Genomic DNA, 19,360 nt, shown 5'->3' with positions numbered 1-19,360 from the left:
GGGAGGTCGCCATGATGGACGGAACGCTTCGCCGTTTAATCGGGGGCATTGCGGGAAGCGTGATCTGCGCCGGGCTCATTACGGGATGCGCTTCCACCGCGAAACCCCCTGGCGCGGCGAACATTCGTGTCCCGGCATCCGGCACGCAGGACGAGCCGGGTCGGAAAAAAATGTTTGCGTCCCGAACGGACGCGGACCTTTTCTGGAAGGATGAAGTCGACACCGCAACACCGTCCGCACATGCGAATCCTTCGACATCCGAAGAGCGAAGTGCGGGTAGTGAAAATGAAGGGGATACGACGCTGACGCCCTCCTCTTCCGAGATAACCGAACTTAAGCGCGACATCAGAGACTTCTTTTCCGCCTTACGGGCGGAGGTGCTCGCCGACGAAGCGAGGGAGCGGCACGCGGGGTATGCGGAGCACCAGGACCAGATGGAGCCCCATCGCTTCCAGGGGGATTCCTTTTCCAGAGAAGATGAGCTTCTCTCTTCGCGCTTTTTCCGTATGGGGGAACCCGCCTTCGGACATGTTAAGGTGCATGCGGGAGACACTCTGGCCGATGTCCTTCGTCGAGCGGGGTACCGGGTCGCTTCCGAGAAGGCCGCGGGAATTGTTTTCCGAGAGGATGCATCCTTCTCCTCGCCGGAAGATCTCGTTCGCTATGTGGAGCAAACCCGCGATGTCTTCGTGTTTCTCCGGGGGAAGAACGCCGAAGTGCTTCCGACCGCGGAGCGCACTTACGATGTAACCCTTCTTCTCAAGCTCTCCCGCTCGCCGGATGAGGCGAAGGCCTTCCTCAGGGAGTTGCTGGTCAACCCGAAGGCCTACATAATCCTGCACCCCGAAACCGGTGAAGCCATCGTGTGCGATTCGCCGCGGGGACATCGGCGCATACGGCTTTTCCTCGAGCGTCTGGAAAAGCGTTACCTGCGAGTCTTTCGCGCGGGCATTCGAATACTCGACGCCAAAGGGAAAGCGATCTTTCAAGCCGTGGGCGAGGTTTCACCTGCGACTCCTTTCCGCTTTGCCAGCGGCGGGGTGCTTTCCGTGGGGTTGCCCGTGGCGGGGCGTATGCCGGTAACGCTTGTTTTTCCGAAAAGGGACCCTCTCGCGAAGAACCGGGTCCTTCGAACGCTTGCGGAGATACCTCCTCAGACTTTCCTCTTTGCAACGCGGGGTGGCCGCAAACGCCTGCGTCTTAACGGCTACCTTCTTGAGGTAAAACTCGTGCCCGAGGGGGTGTAAACCATGCGCAGGGTGACCGATGTTTTCGGGCGCCTGTGGGATGCCGCCGGCGCCGCAGTATTTCTGGCCCTTTACGGCGCCGGTCCGGCTTACGCCGTAACCGCCGTCGATGTGGCGAGGACCATCTTCAAGTTCGTGCTCTGGAGCGCTTTGGGTTTTATTTACACGATCAGCTTCGTCGGAGTGGCCGCCGGGCTCAAGGAGTTGGTCCTGTCCTCCGGGCAGTACGGGGAGGGACGCGGCGCTTGGAAGAAGCTGATTTGGGGTGCGCTGGGGATCATCATTCCCACTCTCATCATCCTCTTCAAGATATATGTTCTGAAGAACGAGCAGGCTTCGGTGGTGCCCGGCTTTCTCGAAAGCGGTCCTGAAAGTCTGAGCACCATTCAGTAAGTGCCACGGAGCCCCATGTCGCAGTCCGGCGCGCCGCGGAGCCCCGGTGCAACCAAAGCCGAGGCGATTGAGGTGCGCCGGGGCTTTCGAGCGCACGGAAGGATAAATTATCCCACGGTCCTGCCCATTCTCGACATCCCCTTCGAGGACGCCATCATCCTTCTCGGAGCGGGCATTATCTTGTCGGTGATCTTCAGTTTGATGGTGCTGGTCCAGGCCCTCACCGGCCTACCTCTGGCTCCAGCGGGAGTGGCGATTTTTCTGGCGGGCATTGTCCGCATCGTCATCGAGGTTCTGCGCGTGCGGCGCAGGTTCACGCATCGGGCTCACCGTCCGGTTTTGCGCAACTTAACGGAAAGCTTCGCTCCTGATTACCTGTGGCGTCAGTCGTTCGATGCGGAACGGGTGCTTTTTGCCGCTTTTCCTACTACAAACCGAACAAGTCAGGATGGATAGATTTCTCAGCCCTTATAGGGAAACTACAAACTAGCGGTTCGATCTCCATCCTCCCTAGGTTCCTTCTCAACCCTTATAGGGAAACTACAAACAGACCATAGAAAAACTAAAAGCGGAGCTTCAGGCCACTTCTCAACCCTCATAGGGAAACTACAAACCTAGTCCGGCACGGGTTTTCGCCCGGCGAGGTCGAGGCTTCTCAACCCTTATAGGGAAACTACAAACCCGCAAAAACGATCCGCGCCCACCCGCGGGCCATGCTTCTCAACCCTTATAGGGAAACTACAAACAAGGCGGTAGGTGATGCCAAACTTCCACCCGGCCCCCGGTTGCTTCTCAACCCTTATAGGGGAACTACAAACTCAGGCAACAAGGGATATGCCCCGTCTTCTTACAGAACCTTCTCAACCCTTATAGGGGAACTACAAACCGAAAGACTTTGTGGATCCTCAGACAGGAGAAATCCAACTTCTCAACCCTTATAGGGGAACTACAAACTTCTCCTCCCCAATCCCAGACGATCAAAAAAAATCCCTTTCTCAACCCTTATAGGGGAACTACAAACTTCTCCTCCCCAATCCCAGACGATCAAAAAAAATCCCTTTCTCAACCCTTATAGGGGAACTACAAACCAAGGGGTAGTAACTGACGAGCTTGCAGGAGGCGTCTTCTTCTCAACCCTTATAGGGGGAACTACAAACTACCCGGGCGGCGTGTCCGGTGTGACTTGGTGCGCCCCCTTCTCAACCCTTATAGGGGGAACTACAAACGGCCCCGGAGGGAGCGTGTCCGGCTCGCCCGTTTCAAACCTTCTCAACCCTTATAGGGAAACTACAAACCTGATCGCACCCCCTTTTTGCCCGCAAGTTTTGTCCGCTTCTCAACCCTTATAGGGGGAACTACAAAAGTTTGCGGGCCGTGCGCCCCATGCGCGCCCTCCTCTTCTCAACCCTTATAGGGGGAACTACAAACAGCGCGGAGAGCATTCCGTACACTCCCATAGCTCTCCTTCTCAACCCTTATAGGGGGAACTACAAACGACCCCGGGCGAGCTGCGCCCGGTGCGGGAAGACCACTTCTCAACCCTTATAGGGGGAACTACAAACCCTCCTCGAAACTGTTCATCCTGGCCGGTTCCGCCGGCTTCTCAACCCTTATAGGGGAACTACAAACCCATGCAGGGGGTACTCTTCAACCCCTTGAGATTTCTTTCTTCTCGAGCAACATAACTCCCTTCGCTCAACCCGTTTCGCCGTCGGACCCCGAATCCTGCAAGATCCCCGGGGTATCCGGCGGCACCCGTTGTCAAAGATCAACCCCTACCCTCTCTATACCCTCCCCGCATACTCTACTCCAACCCCTGAAAACCTCGGGCTATCAACGCATTCCGGGGTTGTCCTATCAGGCAGAGCCATCTCATCCGGCAGAACCGGTCCTCATGGATCGGGGGGCGGTTGATCGCTTTCGCTGTGGTCAGCCGCTAAACCCCGAATTAAATGAAAACCATACGGGGTCCAGCGGCTCACAATCCGGCGCTTATGTTTGACGATCAAAGGATCAGGGACGCCACGCTACCCTACGAATGTCAAGAGGTTACAAACACTCGCATTTCTTCTTACTGTTCCACAACAAACCTTAGACTCTTCCACACCCTTTCCGTTGCCCTCTATCGATAAGTTTTGAAAGAAATTTTATCGATAAAAGTTTTCGTAAAATTTATCGATAGGATCGCGCATGGGAGGGAGGAGGGGGTGTGACCGCATGATGCGCGGGGGAACCGGCCGGTTAGCATGAGGCGCGCAGGACCACGAGGAGCCCCCGCGCGCAGGAGAAGATTGGATCCTTGATGACCTCCGCTCTGTCGCCGAAAACAGCTCGTATCTCCTCCTTGAAAAAGTCCACTCCTCCCCCGGCCAACAAAACCCGGTCCGGCGAGGCCTCCCTGACGATGGTTTCCAGATCGTGAAGCAGGGCCTCAGCAACCTGCTTGCGGGCTTCGACGAGCTCCTCGCCGAAACTCACCTCCTCTCCCCTGATCTTGGCCCGGGTGTGTCCCGCGGTTACGGCTTCACGCACCCGAGCGGCTTCGCTCGCCGTGAGCATCCCCAGCCTGCGGGAGAGTTTCCGCAGAAGTATCTCCAGCACATCCCAGATGCCCTGCGGCACGGAGACGGAGCGATCCCAGTCGAGCACCGCACCCGGGCGAATGAGCGCAACATCGGTGGTTCTGCTTCCCAGATCCGCGATGAGAACGGTCTGTCCCCAGAGCTCCCGATCCATGTATCCGTTCGAGTAGAGCCGGTCGAAGTAGCTGGCCACCCCTTCGGCGGTCACCGCCACGCGCACGATGCGCACCCGTACGGGATGCTCCATGTACTCGAGAGAGAAGTCGCCCTCGAGCATCTCCCTGATGGTTTCGGCTCCGCTCTGCACCTCCGAAAGAGGCACCGCCACCCCCACGGCCACATCGATGGTGCCGCCGCCGTTTTCCACGATCCTGTCGTGGAAGACCTTCAACACCGCCGCCAGAGTGAGCGGCACGGCCTTGGAGGCCGCCTTGGTGATCGGGGGGAGGGAATCGTCCGAGAGGTTGCTACCCACGAGGTAGCCGTGTCCCTCGTACCGAAAGAAAATCGGCGCGCCTTTCCTCGGGGCGACGGCCGGCGTGCGCATACCCAGCGAGGCGAAGTCGCCCCGGAGCACGGTGGAACGGAAAAGGTCCACCCCTACCGGAGTGGCCACCTTGGTAAAAAGGCGCCCGAAGTCCACCCCGAGGGCGTGCACCTCGTCAAGCCTCACCTTTCTTTCGGTCATGGTGTTCACCTCCGTATGTATTGCGGAAGGAATCGCAAAAGCCTTTCCCGGTATTCAAAGTGAAAATGACCCTTACCCCGAGGAGGCGTTTAGCGCCTTCCAATGGTAAGGAGCCATGCCGAAGAGCGGCGCAAACTTAAACACTTGGTGCGGTAACGAGTGGCGCTCTGGGCGAAGTGCGAACGCCGTTTTCGGCGGTGCGGCTCACGGTAAGCACATACTCCTCGGCGGACCGGTTCACGAGGTAGACTCGATTCTCATAGTCGCGGTTGAGGGCCTCGGCCAACCGGCGGGCCTTTTCTTCAAGCACATCTTCGGAATGCCCGGACCGGACCGCGAGCGAAGCGAATCCCACCGCGACTGAAGCGCCTCTTGCGGGAAGATCAAACTTGGTGAGCTCCACCACAAAGAAACCCTCCTCCCGGGCCCTGCGGGCCACCTCGAGCACCAGATTTCGGTCCTTTATCACCACCACAGGGCCGAACACCTTCCGCATACGCAACATGGACGCCTGCCTCCCGTTTTTTACCCAGATAAGATAACCTCGGATCGCCTGAACCCCTGCTTTTTACGGGAGGATTTTTAGTTTTTTGGTAAGCGGTTCTGGATTCCCCTTGGACGAGTCGCCTTTCGCGATGGGAGAGAATTCTTTTTTCGCTCCGAAGCTAAGGTTTCTTCCGCTTCTCTTTTTTCTTTAGTGCCTTTTCGAGCACCCTTTCCAGCCACTCGAGCTCGTTGAGCAATCGCATGAGGCGCTTCTCTTCCTTTGACGAAAGGTCGAGGTCCATCCCGCGGCGGGTCAAACGGCGCAAAACGGATTGCGCGCGCTTTAAACGCTCGACAACCGTTGCGGCGCGGTTGGCGTCGGGAGGAAAAGCTTTCTTCTCCAGAATCGCTCTTCGCAAAGCCTCTTCATCGTCCAGGAAGCGCAGGTAGTTCTCCAGTTTGCTGATGGACACCTTCCCCTCATCCACGAGCTCCCGCACCCACTCCGGGAAACGCATTAGCCGAAACGCATACACCCCCTGCTTGGGGGTGAGCCCCACCTCCTGAAGAACATTAAGGAAGGCCTCGCCGGCCGGCGAGAGTTTTCGTCTGCGATCGAGAGCATTCTTAAGCAAGGTTTCGGCCCAGCGCGCGAACTCGCGTTCGTCCCGCAGGACCGCTTCCGGAACCTCCTCCTCGGGAAGCGACTCGGCCACCCGTCGGCACACCGCGATCAACCCCCGCCCCAGCTCCGAGGGGCGCAGGTCGACCCTTTGCAGGTTCTCCACCAACTGAAGTATGGTGCGGGTCTCCCTAGAAAGAGGACCGCAGAACACCACCGCCGGTACCGTCTCGATCTCGGCGAGCTTGGCCGCTCGCAGGCGCCTTTCCCCGGCAAGCAACCGATAGGAAACGCCTTTTTCCGAAGCAATGCGTTCCACCACTACGGGCTGAAGAATGCCGCACCGCCTGATGTTTTCGGCGAGGCGCTCGATGTCGGTGAACTTTTTTCGGGGTTGCTCGCTGACCTCGATGCTTTCGATGGGAAGTTCCATGAGCACCATTCCCTTCCCTCGTTGCGCGTCCGGAACGGACGCTTCTCCTTTCACGAGAAAGGAGGGAAGGTCTATGGATGCCCGAAGAAGGCTCTCGATGACATCCCCTACCCTTTTCCCGCGGCGCCCGCGTTTCCGCTCACCGTGCCCGGCGCCGGAAACGGTTTCCTTCGAAGTTGTTTTTGTCTTCTTCGGGGCGGCGTCCTTTTCGGACGCCAGATCTTCGTCCCGCGGATCCGGATCCGACGGCGAACCCGCCCGCCGCACCCGCATTAAGGGATCGCCCAAGTCCTTCCCCGAAGGCGGGCTTTCTCCCGCCACCAAGTCCTCCGGGTCGAAAAAGTCCACCGGGCTCTCGCGGTTTTCTTCCCTGTCTCTCATAGCACGCCCGTCCTTTCTAGGATTTCCTGCAACACGCGCATGGTCCGCTCATAAAGCTTGCCGAGATAGGATTGCCGGATGTCCCTGCGCCTGATGCAAACCTCCACGCCCGCGGCGTCGGGCATACGGTTTTTGAGGAGCTTCGGTCCGAAGGTCTCCTCATAGCGGGCCAGGTACTCGTGGGCGTTGCGCAGACGCTTGCGGTAGCGGTTGATGAGTATGCCGGCGAGCTTAAGCTCAGGATTCACCGCCCGGGCGTCCTCTATGGTCTGAAGCACATTGCGCAGGCCCCAGAACGAAAAGAAGTGCAGGTCCACCGGGATGATCACATGCGTTGAAGCGCAAAGGGCGCTCCAGAGAAACCCGCCGAGGTGCGGAGGGGTGTCCACCACCACGAGGCGGTAATCCTCAAGGGCCCCGCGCATCTTTCTCAGAAAGAGCACCGCCTCGAGGGAATTGAGCTCCTTCTCCATGATGGCCGATCGGATGTCGTTCGGCACAAAAGGGATGCCGTCGGCGACCACGATGTTCTCGCGAAAGGCCCGGATGAGATCCTCCGTGGGTACGCGATCGAGTACCAGCCGGGCGAGCTGAGGTATTCCGAAGAATCCCTCCTGCTCGAAGCTCACCGCATCCGGCAGGAGGGCCCGGGTGGCATTCCCCTGCGGATCGAGGTCGATGAGGAGGGTCCTTACATTTCGCTTGAGGGCGTAGAGGACGGTAAGGATTGCGAGCGAGGTCTTCCCCACTCCTCCCTTGTTGTTGCAGAAGGTGAGGATCACGGTGTCGCTGATTTCGGGCGTGCTTTTCATGGCGTCGTCATTCCCCTCCGCGGTTTTCACCGGTCAGAAAACGAAGGAGACGCTCATTGCGTCCCTTGCGGACACGGGCGTGCACGCTTTCCCTGCTCTTGCCGAGGAAAGAGGCGATCTCGGAGAGGGAGTGTCCCCGAAGGTGCGCTGCCGCACAGAAAAGGTTCAGGGCCCGGTTGTAGTCTCGCCGTTTTACCCGCTGGCTTCCGAGGATGGTTCGGCCGTCCTCATCGGAAAGGCCCAGAAAGGCGAGGGTTTGACGGAAAAGCGCCTCCAGAGCGTCCTGTCCGCTGTAGTGGCTACAGAGGTTGCGGGCGTCCGCGAGGGTGACGGTTCTTTCCCGGGCGTTGCTCGAAGCGCGGGCCACCAGCATCTCCACGAAGGAAACCACTTGGCGCACATTGCGGAACCGGATGTTCAGGTTCTCCCGGAGGAACTCCCTCAGGTCTTCCTCGAAAATCACTCCTTCCGTTTCGGAAACCGTGTCCAGATAGGCATCCACAAAGGGAGGATCAAGACGGTTCTTGATCTCATAGAACCCGCGCAGACGCATTCGGTCGAGCACCCGGAGGGGCACCTCTCGGTAAAGAGGATGTTCGAAGGGTGTATCGGTGGTGACCAGCACGGGTATGCCGCGATTGAGGTAGGTATCGATGATGCTGAAAAGCATGTTGCAAAGCACTCCCGTCATCCGCCGCGAGACATGGTACATAAGGGCCTGAAGGTCGTCGATGATGACCAGATGGATGTTCGGCGAGGGGTCGAGGAGACGGTTCAGGCGGGTTTTCCCGGCGAGCACCTCTTCGATGAGGAAGGCCCGCAAGCGGTCCCCGGGGAAGTAGGCCACATTGCGTCCGCTGAGGAGCGCTTCCCATGCCGCGGCGATGACGAGGTGGGTCTTGCCCATGCCGCTCTCGGAGTAAACGGTGTAACTGCTCAGCCGGTCGGCGCGTCCCCGTTTCACCACCGTGCGGGTCACATCGACCACCGCTTCAAAAGCATCCCGGTTGAACTCCGAAACCACATACCGGTCCCAGGTGTATCCCACGGGAAGGGTTTGGTTGCGGAAGGTGAACACTCTCCCCGTGGGCCGGAGGGAAGAAGGCTCCTCTTCAAGGCGGAGGTCGTCGGGAGGAGGCGGCGGTGCCGCTTCTCCCGGCAGGAAAACCACATTTCGCACTCGGTACCCCTCCGCTCGAAGAAGCCTCTCCACGCCGGTCGAGACCTCGGGGTGATCCTGCAGGATTTCCAGCACGAAGGCACCCGGCACCCGCACCACCGCGCAGGCGTCCTCCACTTCCACCTTGGCCCCGATCAGCATGGGGTGCAGGCTCCCCAGGTTGACGCGGACCTCCTCTCCCAAGACCCTCGCCTCCTTCCTTCCGAAAGCTCCCCCTTCCCGTGGTTCGAGGATAGCAAACCCGAAATGCGGATGTCAAGAGGCGTTCGCGGTCTCCTCGCATTTTTCTCCGCAAACCGAACGCTTATCCTGACAGGTAAACTCACATTATTCTTTCTCTCTCGACTCTCTCTCAATCGACATCAGAGAGAAGGAAGATCAAAGGTACCGAGAAAAAGGTGAAGGTCAGAAGGACAGGGCTTCTCTTTCGGAGGGGCAATTCAGGTGGCGAAGGGCCTCCTCAGGGGCGAGGCGTCCGGAGCGGACGAGGCGAGCGAGGACATCCGCCATGCGCCAGCCTCGTTCGGCCATGAGAGTCCGCAGGACGCTTTCGCCGTCCGGGCGCAGGAGGGCTTCGCGCTCTTCATCATTTTCCACCCGCAGGAACTCCCAGGCGAGCACTCTGCGTCCGTTTCGGTCGCGCGGAAGGGTCTGCGCCAGGCCTCCAAGGAAGGTGCGGCTGAAGCGGTAGCGCACCGCGGGCATTGCTTCCGGGGGGAACATACCCGTCAGGCGGTCGGCGGCTTCGGTGATGGAGCGAGCGTGAAGCGTGGTAAGCACGAGGTGTCCGGTTTCAGCCGCCGCGAGCGCCGCGAGCGCCGTTTCCGCATCCCGCATCTCGCCGACCATGATCACATCGGGATCCTCGCGCATGGCCGCTTTCAGAGCGGTAGCGAAGCTCTCGGTGTCCATGCCCACCTCGCGCTGGGTGATGAGCCCCCTCCCCGGCGGAATAAGGTACTCAATGGGGTCCTCTATGGTGATCACCCGCTTGGGACGGTTCCGCAGAAGGTACGCCAAGGAGTGGGCGAGCGTGGTGGACTTGCCCGAACCCGTGGCGCCCACCACGAGCACGAGACCGTGCGGCGCTTCGAGCAACCGCAGGAACTCCTCCGGCACTCCCAGGCCGCGCGGATCGCCTTCGACCTCCCTCAGGCGTCGGGCCACCAGAAAGGGGCGTCCCTGATAGAGAGCGAGGTTCAAACGCAAGCGAAGCCGCGTCCCATCAGGACGCCGCACTTCCGCGGTGCGGTCCACCTCCGCCCGCGAAGCGTAGAGGCTCGCAAGCGCGTCCTCGCCCATCAGCTTGCTCACCACTTCCTCCATCTCCGCCTTTCCGAGAGGATCGCCAAGCGCTTCCAATCGTCCCTCAATCCTGGCGTACGGCGGCTGGTCCTGCGCCAGGTGCAGGTCCGAGGCGCCCCGATCGAAAACGGAAAGCAATTTTTCCAGCGTTGACGAAGCCGCACCCTTCTCCGCGCCGAGAAAAATTTCCTCAAGCCCGCTCATCACGCCTAACAACTACCCCCTGGTTTTTTTCGGTTTTTTCGCTTCCTTCTTTGCGACGGCGAGCCGTGGGACGCCGTCGAATGTTCAAGTCGTGAAACCCTTGTCCCAAGCGGGTTTCAGACTGTTCGTTCCTCCAGGCGCACCGGATATTTTAAAGATTGGAGCGGGCGTCCCGCTCCGGTTTTCAAGTTAGCCTGCTTTGGAGGTTCGGCATCATTAGGGAGGCGAGGATGAGCGGAGCAAGTCGTCTCACGCGGGAAGGCTTGCGGGTGGCGCGGGAGCTCGGGTACGCGGTTCGAGTGGTGCGCCGGAAACGCAAGCGGAAGGTGTACCGTCCGCAAACGATGCCGAGCTCGGTACGGGTACCGCTGGTTTTCCATTCGCTCTCCGGGCGGGAGGCGAGGGTCTTTCTCGCATTGTGTCTCATTGCGGAAGAGTCCGTCCGAGAAGTCGTTCCTCTCGGAAGCGAAGTTCGGGAGGGGATCAAGTGTTATGCGCGTATGGGGGATCCGCACCTCTCCATCGGGTTGCGGGGGCTACGGCGGAAGGGGCTTTGCGGAAGGAGAGAATTTCACTATCGCGATCTCTTGCAAATGAACAGGGTGGCGGTGCTTTCGCGCGACGAGGTGCTCTCGCTCGTCAAGGTGGTGGGGCGGTCCAAGCGCCCGCACCCCTTTGAGGAGGCCCTGCGGGAAGCCTTCGAGCGGGGCAGGTTTTACGGAAGGGGTCTGCCGGAATTCGGTTTTTCTGCCGGGAGCTTTCAGAAGCGAATTTTACCCCTCGGGATGTTCTCCCTCGAGGAGGTATGCAAGCCGACGGCGCTAAACGCGGCTCCTTGAAGGAGAGCCGCTAAAAAACACCACGGAGGTGAGGCATGGAGATGCAGGATGTTTTCACGGAAGGAAGGGATTATTCCTTCGCGCATTACGGGCCGTCCCCGGAGGGCGAGGAGGATTTTCCCGAAGCTTACGAATGGGTACCCATCGACGAAATTGAAGTGCACCCGCTCAACCTGAAGTTCTTTCACGATATGCCGGAGCCCGCTTTTCAGTCGCTCAAGGCGTCCATTAGGGAATCGGGTCTTCTTCAGGCCGGTGTGGCGGAGCCAAAGGAAGGCGGTGGCTACTGGCTTCTCTGCGGACGAAACCGTTTGCGGGCCTGCCGGGAGCTCGGGTGGCAAAAGTTCCCGGTTTTTATCCGGAAGTTTCGGAACGACTATGAGCGGATGCTGGCCATCCTTGCGGAGAACCTGGATGTGCGGCCCCTTGATGCCTCGGAGATCGCCTCACTTTCCCGGGTGCGGGAGAGGGCTCGCCTGGCGCTTCTCTTGGAGAGGGAAGGGGGAGGCTCCTCCGAGGCGGACGAGCCCAGCTTCGAGGAGCGACTGCGCCAAGTGGAGAACCTGATCGAGAAGTTGCCGCCCGAAGTGCGGATGCTCTTCGACGACCTCCCGCCGATCGTGAAAGTGGAGGTGATTTCCTCCGTTTGCGCCTGCGTGCTGGGATCTCTCGAGAAAAGCGATGAAGACCGCCTCGAGTCCTTCCTTGAGGAGATTACGCAGGGTGAAGATGAGGAAAATCCTCAGGCACAGAAGGTGAAGGAGGGAGTGGAAAAGACCCTTCGGGAGATTAGTCGGAGCACCGAGATTCAGCGTTTGACTCAGGACTCGGAAAAGTTGCAGGAGCAGATCGAGGAGTATCGCCGGAGGATTGAGGACTTGCAGGACCAGGTTGAGCAGTACGAAAACTATGTGCGGGAGCTCGAGGGACGGCTCAACGAAATGGATGAGAGGGCGCAAGCCGCCGAGGAGGTGGACGAACTCAAGCGTCAGCTCGACGCCGCTCAGGAGCGTTTGCGGAAGGCGCTTAACCAGGTGCGCGATCTGGTGCGGGAGAAAGAGGTCCTTGAGGAGCGCCTGCGCAAGCAGGAGGAGGAAATCAAGAGGAAGGTCCGCGACGAGGTGCACCGTCAGCTAAGGGAGGAAAAAAGCAGGATCGAGCGCCAGGCGCAGGAAAAGGCCCGGCAGGAGATTGAGGAGTTCAAGAAAAAGGTCTTCCTCGGACGGGCGAAGGATTTGCTCCAGTCTCTTTGGATCGCTTCCGCTCAGGTGAAACAATTGCAAAGCACCTCCGGGCAGATATTTGCCGAGGTGGCACGGGTTTCACAGCACATCGAAGAGATGCTCGAGGTGTTGCCTAGGGACATGGTGGTGCAGGCGGTGGAGGAGGTGGGGCGTAGCATTAACAACCTTCTGTATTACCTCAAAGATGCCCAAACGGAATACCAGAGGCTGAGGCGGCGTCTCGGCATTCCCAACGGCGGAAACGACAGGCACAGCGAAAACCATGCGTCCGCTCAGGACGCTTAGTGCGGAGGCGAACGATGCGGTGGAGCGTGAATCATTCGTTCGCCGATGAGGTTGTCGACGAAGCGCTGAACGACGGAAAGGCGGACGGAGGGGATGTCGCCTCTCTCTGGGACCCCGAGCGGGAGCTCAGCCCCGAAGAGGTGAAGCGGTTGGTGGGAAGAAAGGGGTATCCTCTGACTCAGCTCTTCATCGAGCAGAAAAACCACCTCCTGACCCTCCTCGAGGCGCGGGGATTCCGGGCGCAGTCGCTTCCCTTTAAATCCATTGTGGACCAGATGCTCGAGTTCTGTCAGAAGCGGTGTCCTGACCTCGAGGAGGAGGTTCGCAAGCTCATCAGTTTTAAGCACCTAGTCGTGGAGTGCTGGCAACCCTTGCTCGAGCGGCTGTTGCCCCGCGAGGAGGAGGACCTCGCCGAGGCGGCTCGTGAGCGGGCCCGCATTGCTCTCTGGCAGGCGTTGGACCACCTGAATTGCGTGAATCCCGCTTATGTGGCGCGCTGGATCCGGCAGGGCGTCGCGAGGGGGCTTGGTCGCAGGTCACCCGGCAAGGGCGCCGCTCTTTCCGACCAAGGAGCGACTCGCGGAGATGTTCTCGAGGGTGCGGAGGTCGATTTGTTTGCCGAAGGGGGCGAAGCGGAGGCGCGGAGGAGCGCTTTCGTGGACGACACCTTTTCCGCCGCGAGGCCCATTTTTGTGCCGTTCACGGAGGGCAGGGGAGGGGAGCGCCCTGAGGATGGGACCTTCAACCTGAACATGATTACGGAGGAGCGCCTTGACGAGCTTGCGGCGCAGGAGGTGCTTTCCGAGGAAGCGGTGCGCGGAGTTGCCGGAGAGGTGGACCGGAGCATGGACTATGAGCGTCTGCGCCGGGGCATTAAGCGTTTGAAGGAGCGGTTGCGGCAGATGGGCTCGGCGGACACGGCGGAGAAAATAGATCGCTTCCTCGAGGAGGCGGAGTGGTCGGATGGGATCCCGGGGCTTTTTCGGCGCTTCACCCGGGATGAGATAGCTCGTATTCGGTCGCTGGCTTACTCCATACCCGAGCTTGTCGAGTTTATTTGAATTTGAGGACGACTCATTTGGCAGGGAGGACGGATGCGATGAAGAAAACCGGCACCGTCTGTGTCGCTGAAAAAACGGCGTCCCAAACGGACGCCGCTTCGGCGGATGTGTTGAAGGAGAATGTGACGGACGGTTGTGAGTGCGCCGTATCATCCGGCACGGAGACTACCGCGGCGGTGCGGGAGCAGGCCAAGCGTTACGAGCGGATGTACCAGCGCATCGAGCGTTATCTCCAGAGGCTCGCTCGTAAGGGCATAGTGGGGGAGAGGCATGTGGAGCTTCTTCTCAGGATCAACCCGCTTTTTCTCGTGCGGGTGTTCCCCGAGGTGTATCTCGAGCTGATCTTTTTCACGGAAAGCGATCTGGTGCGCCTCGAGCGGGCCAGCCGGTTCGGCTGGAATGTCTTTCAGGAGACTCTGCGGGCGGTGCGCGCTCGAAGCCAGCAACGCACCCTGGGTTTCCACCTTGCTACGGCCCAGTATGCGATCTGGCGCCTGGGGGAAGCCTTCCATGCTTTCGTGCTCCAGGCGGGCAGGGAGAAGGATCGGGATGTTCTGGTGGAGGGGCGCGACCGGATCCTCGAGATGCTGGGCACCCTGATCGGTATGCTCTGGGAGGCCGAACGCCGAGGACGCTATACCCAAGAGAGGCTTCGGGTGTTCCTCGAGGGATGGGTGCAACGCCTGCGGGAGCACCGCGCGCCCGTTTCGGATGCGTAAGCTTGCCGGCCTTCCTGCGAAAAGACATCCCCTTTCGGAGGGATGTGCTCTACCTTGGGGAGGCGTCGGGGATAGTCGGGGATAAGCATGCGAGCGTCGAAGGGAGGGGGTAAGCCATGAGCGAAGCGGTCGCGGCCAAGACTTCCGTTGGAAGCGATTTGGCCTCGATTTGCCGGTACCTGCGCGAGCAAGTGCCGGTCATGGAGGTGCTGTCGTCCTTCGGGGTGCGGCCCGAGCGCAGGTCCGGCAACTATTACGAGTTCCTGTGTCCTTTCCACGAGGAGCGTAACCCCTCATTCAAGATCAAGGCCGGCGACACGGGGGCGTACTGTTTCGGTTGCGGGCGGTCGTACTCGAGCCTCGATGTGTTCATGCACTTTTCGGGCATTTCTTCTCTGAGCGAGGCGGTGCGGGAGATGATCCGGCGTTACGGGATTGCGATACCGGAGGATGTGGAAACGCGCCTTCGGCGCCGCACCGTGGAGGACTTGGCCTGGCGGCTTGCGCGGGAGCTGGTGAGCTATGCGCAGTCGCACTACGATCGCATCATGGAGGCCTTTCACCGGGAGAAGGGTTATGTGCTCTCGGCGCAGGACCTTTTGCGGTTCAAGATGGGGTTTCTCCCGCTTGAGGAGGTGCACCGGGTCGCGGGCAAGGTGGGTTTGACGGAGAAAAAGCTCCGCGCCCTCACGGGGCGCCTGCTCATACCGGTTGTCTATGAGGGGCGGGTTTACGGTTTCTGGGGACGGGTGCTTTTCCCCGAGGAGGCGGCCAAACCCGATGTGAAAAACCTTTACATTCGCTTCTCCGAGAAGGTCCTGCCGGTATTTCTGGACCGTTACAACCCGGAACGGAAGGCTCCGGTTTGGGTCTGTGAGGGGCCCTGGGATGCGCTGGCCCTTTGCCTCAAGGGCGAGCAGGCCATCGCCGTGGGGGGCATACCCTCAAAGGTGCGCCGAGACATGTTTCCGCGGCGTCCCCCGGACACGGTTGTGCTGGTGCCGGATCCCGATCCCGCCGGTCAGGGAGGCGTGCTCAAGCGGGCGGAGGAGCTCATTGCCGAGTGGGGTCGTGAGAATGTGTATGTTTGCGACCTTCCCGAGGGTAAAGATGTGGATGAGGTGCTCCTTCGTGATAAGGTGAAGGTGTCCGATATGCGCGTCCTTCGTTTCGACGAGTATGTAAAAACCATCAGGGAAGCGAAATGTTCCCCTGAGGCCAGGGTGCGCGACCTGCATGTGAAGGAGGCCGCCGAGCGGGCTGAGGACGCGGTGCTGGCGGATCTTCCCCTCGAGGAGGTGCTTGAGGAGGCCAACCGGCTCACCGGCCGTGAGCGCTTGGACTACCTGCGCAGGGTGGCGCAGGCGAAGGGTTACCGCAAGGTGGACGAGCTGGTGGCGGTTCTGCGGGAGGTGGCGCAGGACCTCGCCCTCGACGATCCCAAGGAAACCTTCTTTATTCACCCGGCCATCGACTATCAGGCCGGACGGGCTTTCCTCGGCTTTCGGGTGGAGAAGCTCTTTCTCGGGCACAAGGAGGTCTTCAATGTGTACCTTCAGGGCGAACGCGGGCGCATCACCCGGGTTAAACCCGAGTGGCGCGAGGAGGGGCCCAACGGCAGGGAGCGGGTCTTCGTCTTCAACACGCCGCTTCACGAGTTGCCGAGTCTCGAGGAGAAGTGGGGGCTGGATGAGGTGCGGGCCCTTCTCCGGGGCGAGCGCGTACCTCCTTCGCCGCGGGTGGTCTTTCGGGAGCTTCTCGACTGCCTCAAGAAGTATGTCTACCTGGAGAGGGAGGAGTACTACCACCTCATCGTGGGTTATGTTTTCCTCACCTACTTCCATCGGGTCTTTCCCGCCATTCCCTTCCTCTTCCTTTACGGAAACAAGGAGTGCGGCAAGTCGCACGCGGCCAAGTTTCTGATGCGGGTTTGCTTCAATGCGCAGTTCCACAACCGCATTTCGGAGGCGGCGTTGGGCGACTTTGCGGACGGCTTTCGAGGGACGATCATTGTGGATCAGGCGGAGTTCTTGGGTTACAAGGGATACGAGGCGCTGGCCAACTTTCTTGCGGGCTCCTACACGCAGGACACGGCGCGGCGCTCCATCCTTTCCGTGGAACGCAGTCGGCGCAAGCTTCAATCCTTCGATCTGTACGGGCCGAAGGTGTTCGCCGCAACGAGCCAGCTTCACTTCGACCTGCGCGACCGATGCATAATCATTCCCTTCGTGAAGACCGACCGCTTCTATCCCGACCCCACCGCGACCAGCGAAGATTGGCGCTCCCTCAGGGGGAGCCTTTACGCGCTTTACCTCACGGATGCGGCGGAAATGGAGGAGATCTACCGGCAGGTGCCGGAGCGTCCCGGGCGGGCGGGGGAGATCTTTCGGGCCATGGAGGCGATTTTCACTTATGTGGGGTTCACGGAGGACGAGGTCGGATCCATCTATGAGCTCTTCCAGAAAGACCTTCGGGAGACCATGCCCATCGTGTACGGTCGTGACCAAGCGGTGCTCGAAGCCGTGCTGGTGGTCATTGAGGAAGAGTGGCCCGGCGTTGCGCCCGAGGACCCGGTGGAGGTGCGGCTTACGGCCGTGCATGAGCGGGTGGCCCGATTCTGGGAGGGAGGTCTTCCGAAAAGCGCCATCGGGGAGGTTCTCCACCGCAACCGGGCGGTTTACCGCTCAAAAAAGGTTCGCGGGGACACCATATATGTCACATCGCGCCTTCTTGTGGAAAAACGCCTCAACATGCTTCTCGGGCTGAAAGAGGAAGCGGCGGAAGGCGAAGACCTTTCGCGCACAGAATCTACCGAGGACTTCAGCGAGGAAGCTATGTTTTCCGTAAAAGACCCCGAGCGGAACACCGAGGAGGCTGTCCCGATGCGATCCCTCTGGGAGGATCTATGAAGCTGGTGGTGGTGGAAAGCCCCGGGAAGGTGGAGGTAATGCGCTCCCTTGCCCGGCGTTTGCTCGGGGGAAGCGTGTATGTGTTCGCCACTAGGGGGCATGTATTCGACTTTGACCGAACCAGCACTTTGCCGGTGCCCGGGCTCGTGGTGATCGACCTCAGACGGAAGATTTATGAGCGGCTTGGCGAGCTCATCAAGCGGGCGGAGCGGGTTTACCTTGCGTTTGACGCCGATCGGGAGGGCGAGCTGATGTCGCACTTCGTGCTGGAAGCCTTCCCCGGCGTGGCGGAGAAGGCCTTTCGGGTGCGCCTCAGGGCCTTGGTGGAGGAGGAAGTCGCCCGGGCGTTTCTCGAAAGCGACGGGGCGCTCGACGGCAACCTGCTTCTGGCCGCTTACCTGCGCAAGGTGCTCGACTGGCGGCTGGGGCGGGTGCTTTCGATGAGGGTGCGGGAGCAATTTCCCTCGGTGAGGAGTCTCGGGCGAGTCAAGGTGGGGGTTCTCGATCTGGCTGAGGAACTTGCGCGCACGAGGGATTTTCGCTTCACCGGGACGCTACATGTGGCTTTCGGATTCGGCCGGAGGTACGGCTGGCCGGTGAAGGGCAAGGTGGAAGGGTTTGTCGGGCGCGGGTACGGCGTAGTGCGCCAAGTGGCCGTGAGCCGCGGTGAACTCGCTCCTCCGAAAGGGCTCTCCACCGGAAGGGCGCTTGCCGGAGGGGTGCGGCGTTCTTATCCTGGAGTGCTGGGCGCCCGGGCCGTGATGGGGGCCCTTCAAGCGCTTTACGATCGGGGGTTCCTTTCCTACATACGCACGCGGGCGACCGCTTATTCCGAGACCGGCGAGGAATTCGCGGCGCGCTTGGTGGAGACTCTTTACCCCGGGGAGTACCACCCCGGTGACACAACGCGGGCCGAGGCGCATGAAGCCATTCGTCCGGTACGCATTCCCCGCGCGGCCGAGCTGGACGAGTTTCGTGGCGAGGAAAAGGAGGTGTTTCGCGATGTGCTCGGTCGTTTCGTAGCTTCTAGGATGCGTCCGGCCAGAGGCGAGAAGTGCGTGGCCGAGGTGGAATTCGCCGACGGCGGCCGGGGGGTGTTCACCTGCTTCCGGCCGGAGGCGGGGCGGGAGGGGTTTCTTAAGGAGGTGTGGCGGGGATATGTGCCCGGAGAGGACCTGCGGTTCCCCCGGGTAGGGGATGTGGTCTACCTCGAGGGGCGGGTGGAGACCCCTGCGGAGAGGCTCTTCCGCTTGATGGAGGACCGCTTGGTGGGACAACCTTCCACTTATGTGCGGACGGTGGAGGGGCTCTCCGATCAGGGACTCATCTCCCGGGATGATACGGTTGAAGTCACCGAGACCGGTCGAGAGGTGTTCGAGTGGGTCAGGAATGAGTATCCGTTTCTTTCGGCGGACTTTTCCTCGAGGCTTGAGCGGGTTCTCGACGAAGTGGCCGGCGGACGGGTTCGTCCCGAAGCGGCGGTGGAGCTTTATCGGGACGAGGTGCTCAAGCGGGCAAAGGCCGGCGACCGTGAGGAACTGGATGTGCCGGTTTCCGCCGCGGCGGAGGTCAAAAAACGAATGAAAGAGACCGCGGCCCGAGTGTCTTTTGCACCGGTTTTCTGAGATGAGGGAGATGTCGGTGGATCAAAGGATGCTGCGCGTGCTCGCCAAGGCCTGCTACTTTTTGCGCCGTCGTGTGGAGGAGTACGCACTTTCAAAGGCGAGCGGGAAGGGTGCGGCATCCGTGGCGATGGGCCGTGTGCGGCGCAGGAAGGTCGCTCGCGGTACCGTGCGGACGAAAGAACCAAAGATGCCCGCGCGGAGGGCATACTCGCGGCGGGCATCTGTTTTTTCCACCGGCGAAGGACGCGATAGCAACGGCGGACGCCGCCTGTCAGACGAACGCCGCTGAAAAAAGCAAAGCATCGCGCAAAGCCGTTTTGTTGTTGGTGTTTGTGCGGTTTTCGT

General features: G+C 60.3%; 15 protein-coding genes and 1 CRISPR repeat array. Of the genes, 9 read left to right on the top strand and 6 right to left on the bottom strand.

What is annotated here, in order from left to right:
• Nucleotides 1-11: 11 nt before the first annotated feature.
• The 3 genes from K3767_RS11595 to K3767_RS11585 are packed head-to-tail and all read left to right on the top strand — an operon-like array spanning nt 12 to nt 2,096.
• Nucleotides 12-1,247: a hypothetical protein gene (locus K3767_RS11595; RefSeq protein WP_221173759.1), complete on the top strand. Its 1,236-nt coding sequence runs from the start codon at nt 12-14 to the stop codon at nt 1,245-1,247.
• A 3-nt stretch (nt 1,248-1,250) separates the two neighbouring features.
• Entirely contained in the window at nt 1,251-1,640 is a 390-nt protein-coding gene (locus tag K3767_RS11590; RefSeq protein ID WP_221173758.1) for a hypothetical protein, read from the top strand.
• A gap of 15 nt (nt 1,641-1,655) precedes the next feature.
• Nucleotides 1,656-2,096 carry a hypothetical protein gene (locus K3767_RS11585; protein ID WP_221173757.1) on the top strand — a complete coding sequence of 147 codons (441 nt, stop codon included), beginning with the start codon at nt 1,656-1,658 and terminating at the stop codon, nt 2,094-2,096.
• A 1-nt stretch (nt 2,097) separates the two neighbouring features.
• A CRISPR array of direct repeats spans nt 2,098-3,267; the repeat unit is 18 nt; unit sequence TTCTCAACCCTTATAGGG.
• Nucleotides 3,268-3,881: 614 nt separating this feature from the next.
• Here K3767_RS11585 and K3767_RS11580 read toward each other — a convergent pair.
• The 6 genes from K3767_RS11580 to K3767_RS11555 form a co-directional block, all read right to left on the bottom strand.
• On the bottom strand, nt 3,882-4,910 hold the full coding sequence (locus K3767_RS11580; protein WP_221173756.1) for a ParM/StbA family protein: 1,029 nt from the start codon (nt 4,908-4,910) through the stop codon (nt 3,882-3,884).
• A gap of 136 nt (nt 4,911-5,046) precedes the next feature.
• The gene (locus K3767_RS11575) at nt 5,047-5,415 is read right to left on the bottom strand and encodes a hypothetical protein (protein ID WP_221173755.1); all 369 of its coding nucleotides are present in this window, start codon (nt 5,413-5,415) and stop codon (nt 5,047-5,049) included.
• Between the two features lie 160 nt (nt 5,416-5,575).
• Nucleotides 5,576-6,832: a ParB/RepB/Spo0J family partition protein gene (locus K3767_RS11570; RefSeq protein ID WP_221173754.1), complete on the bottom strand. Its 1,257-nt coding sequence runs from the start codon at nt 6,830-6,832 to the stop codon at nt 5,576-5,578.
• Nucleotides 6,829-7,644 (bottom strand): ParA family protein, encoded by an 816-nt coding sequence (locus K3767_RS11565; protein WP_221173753.1) that lies wholly within the window; start codon nt 7,642-7,644, stop codon nt 6,829-6,831. Before K3767_RS11565 ends, K3767_RS11570 begins: the two co-directional genes overlap by 4 nt.
• Nucleotides 7,645-7,651: 7 nt before the next feature.
• On the bottom strand, nt 7,652-9,007 hold the full coding sequence (locus K3767_RS11560) for a DnaA ATPase domain-containing protein (RefSeq protein ID WP_221173752.1): 1,356 nt from the start codon (nt 9,005-9,007) through the stop codon (nt 7,652-7,654).
• 222 nt (nt 9,008-9,229) lie between these two features.
• Nucleotides 9,230-10,333, bottom strand: coding sequence for a type IV pilus twitching motility protein PilT (locus K3767_RS11555; RefSeq protein ID WP_221173751.1), 1,104 nt, complete (start codon nt 10,331-10,333; stop codon nt 9,230-9,232).
• Nucleotides 10,334-10,563: 230 nt separating this feature from the next.
• Here K3767_RS11555 and K3767_RS11550 point away from each other — a divergent pair, with 230 nt between their 5' ends.
• The 6 genes from K3767_RS11550 to K3767_RS11525 all read left to right on the top strand — a co-directional run bounded on the left by K3767_RS11550 (nt 10,564) and on the right by K3767_RS11525 (nt 19,015).
• Nucleotides 10,564-11,172, top strand: coding sequence for a hypothetical protein (locus K3767_RS11550; RefSeq protein ID WP_221173750.1), 609 nt, complete (start codon nt 10,564-10,566; stop codon nt 11,170-11,172).
• Between the two features lie 35 nt (nt 11,173-11,207).
• Nucleotides 11,208-12,701, top strand: coding sequence for a ParB N-terminal domain-containing protein (locus tag K3767_RS11545; RefSeq protein ID WP_221173749.1), 1,494 nt, complete (start codon nt 11,208-11,210; stop codon nt 12,699-12,701).
• A gap of 14 nt (nt 12,702-12,715) precedes the next feature.
• On the top strand, nt 12,716-13,762 hold the full coding sequence (locus K3767_RS11540) for a hypothetical protein (RefSeq protein ID WP_221173748.1): 1,047 nt from the start codon (nt 12,716-12,718) through the stop codon (nt 13,760-13,762).
• A 38-nt stretch (nt 13,763-13,800) separates the two neighbouring features.
• Nucleotides 13,801-14,481 carry a hypothetical protein gene (locus tag K3767_RS11535; RefSeq protein ID WP_221173747.1) on the top strand — a complete coding sequence of 227 codons (681 nt, stop codon included), beginning with the start codon at nt 13,801-13,803 and terminating at the stop codon, nt 14,479-14,481.
• A gap of 116 nt (nt 14,482-14,597) precedes the next feature.
• Entirely contained in the window at nt 14,598-17,390 is a 2,793-nt protein-coding gene (locus K3767_RS11530) for a CHC2 zinc finger domain-containing protein (RefSeq protein WP_221173746.1), read from the top strand.
• A complete protein-coding gene (locus K3767_RS11525; RefSeq protein ID WP_221173745.1) occupies nt 17,387-19,015 on the top strand; it encodes a DNA topoisomerase in 1,629 nt (542 codons plus the stop codon). Before K3767_RS11530 ends, K3767_RS11525 begins: the two co-directional genes overlap by 4 nt.
• Nucleotides 19,016-19,360: the final 345 nt, after the last annotated feature.

The organism is Thermosulfurimonas sp. F29 (assembly GCF_019688735.1).
Classification (GTDB): domain Bacteria; phylum Desulfobacterota; class Thermodesulfobacteria; order Thermodesulfobacteriales; family Thermodesulfobacteriaceae; genus Thermosulfurimonas_A.
The sequence above is the reverse complement of the archived record's forward strand: the minus strand, read 5'-3'. Positions and strand labels throughout refer to the sequence as shown.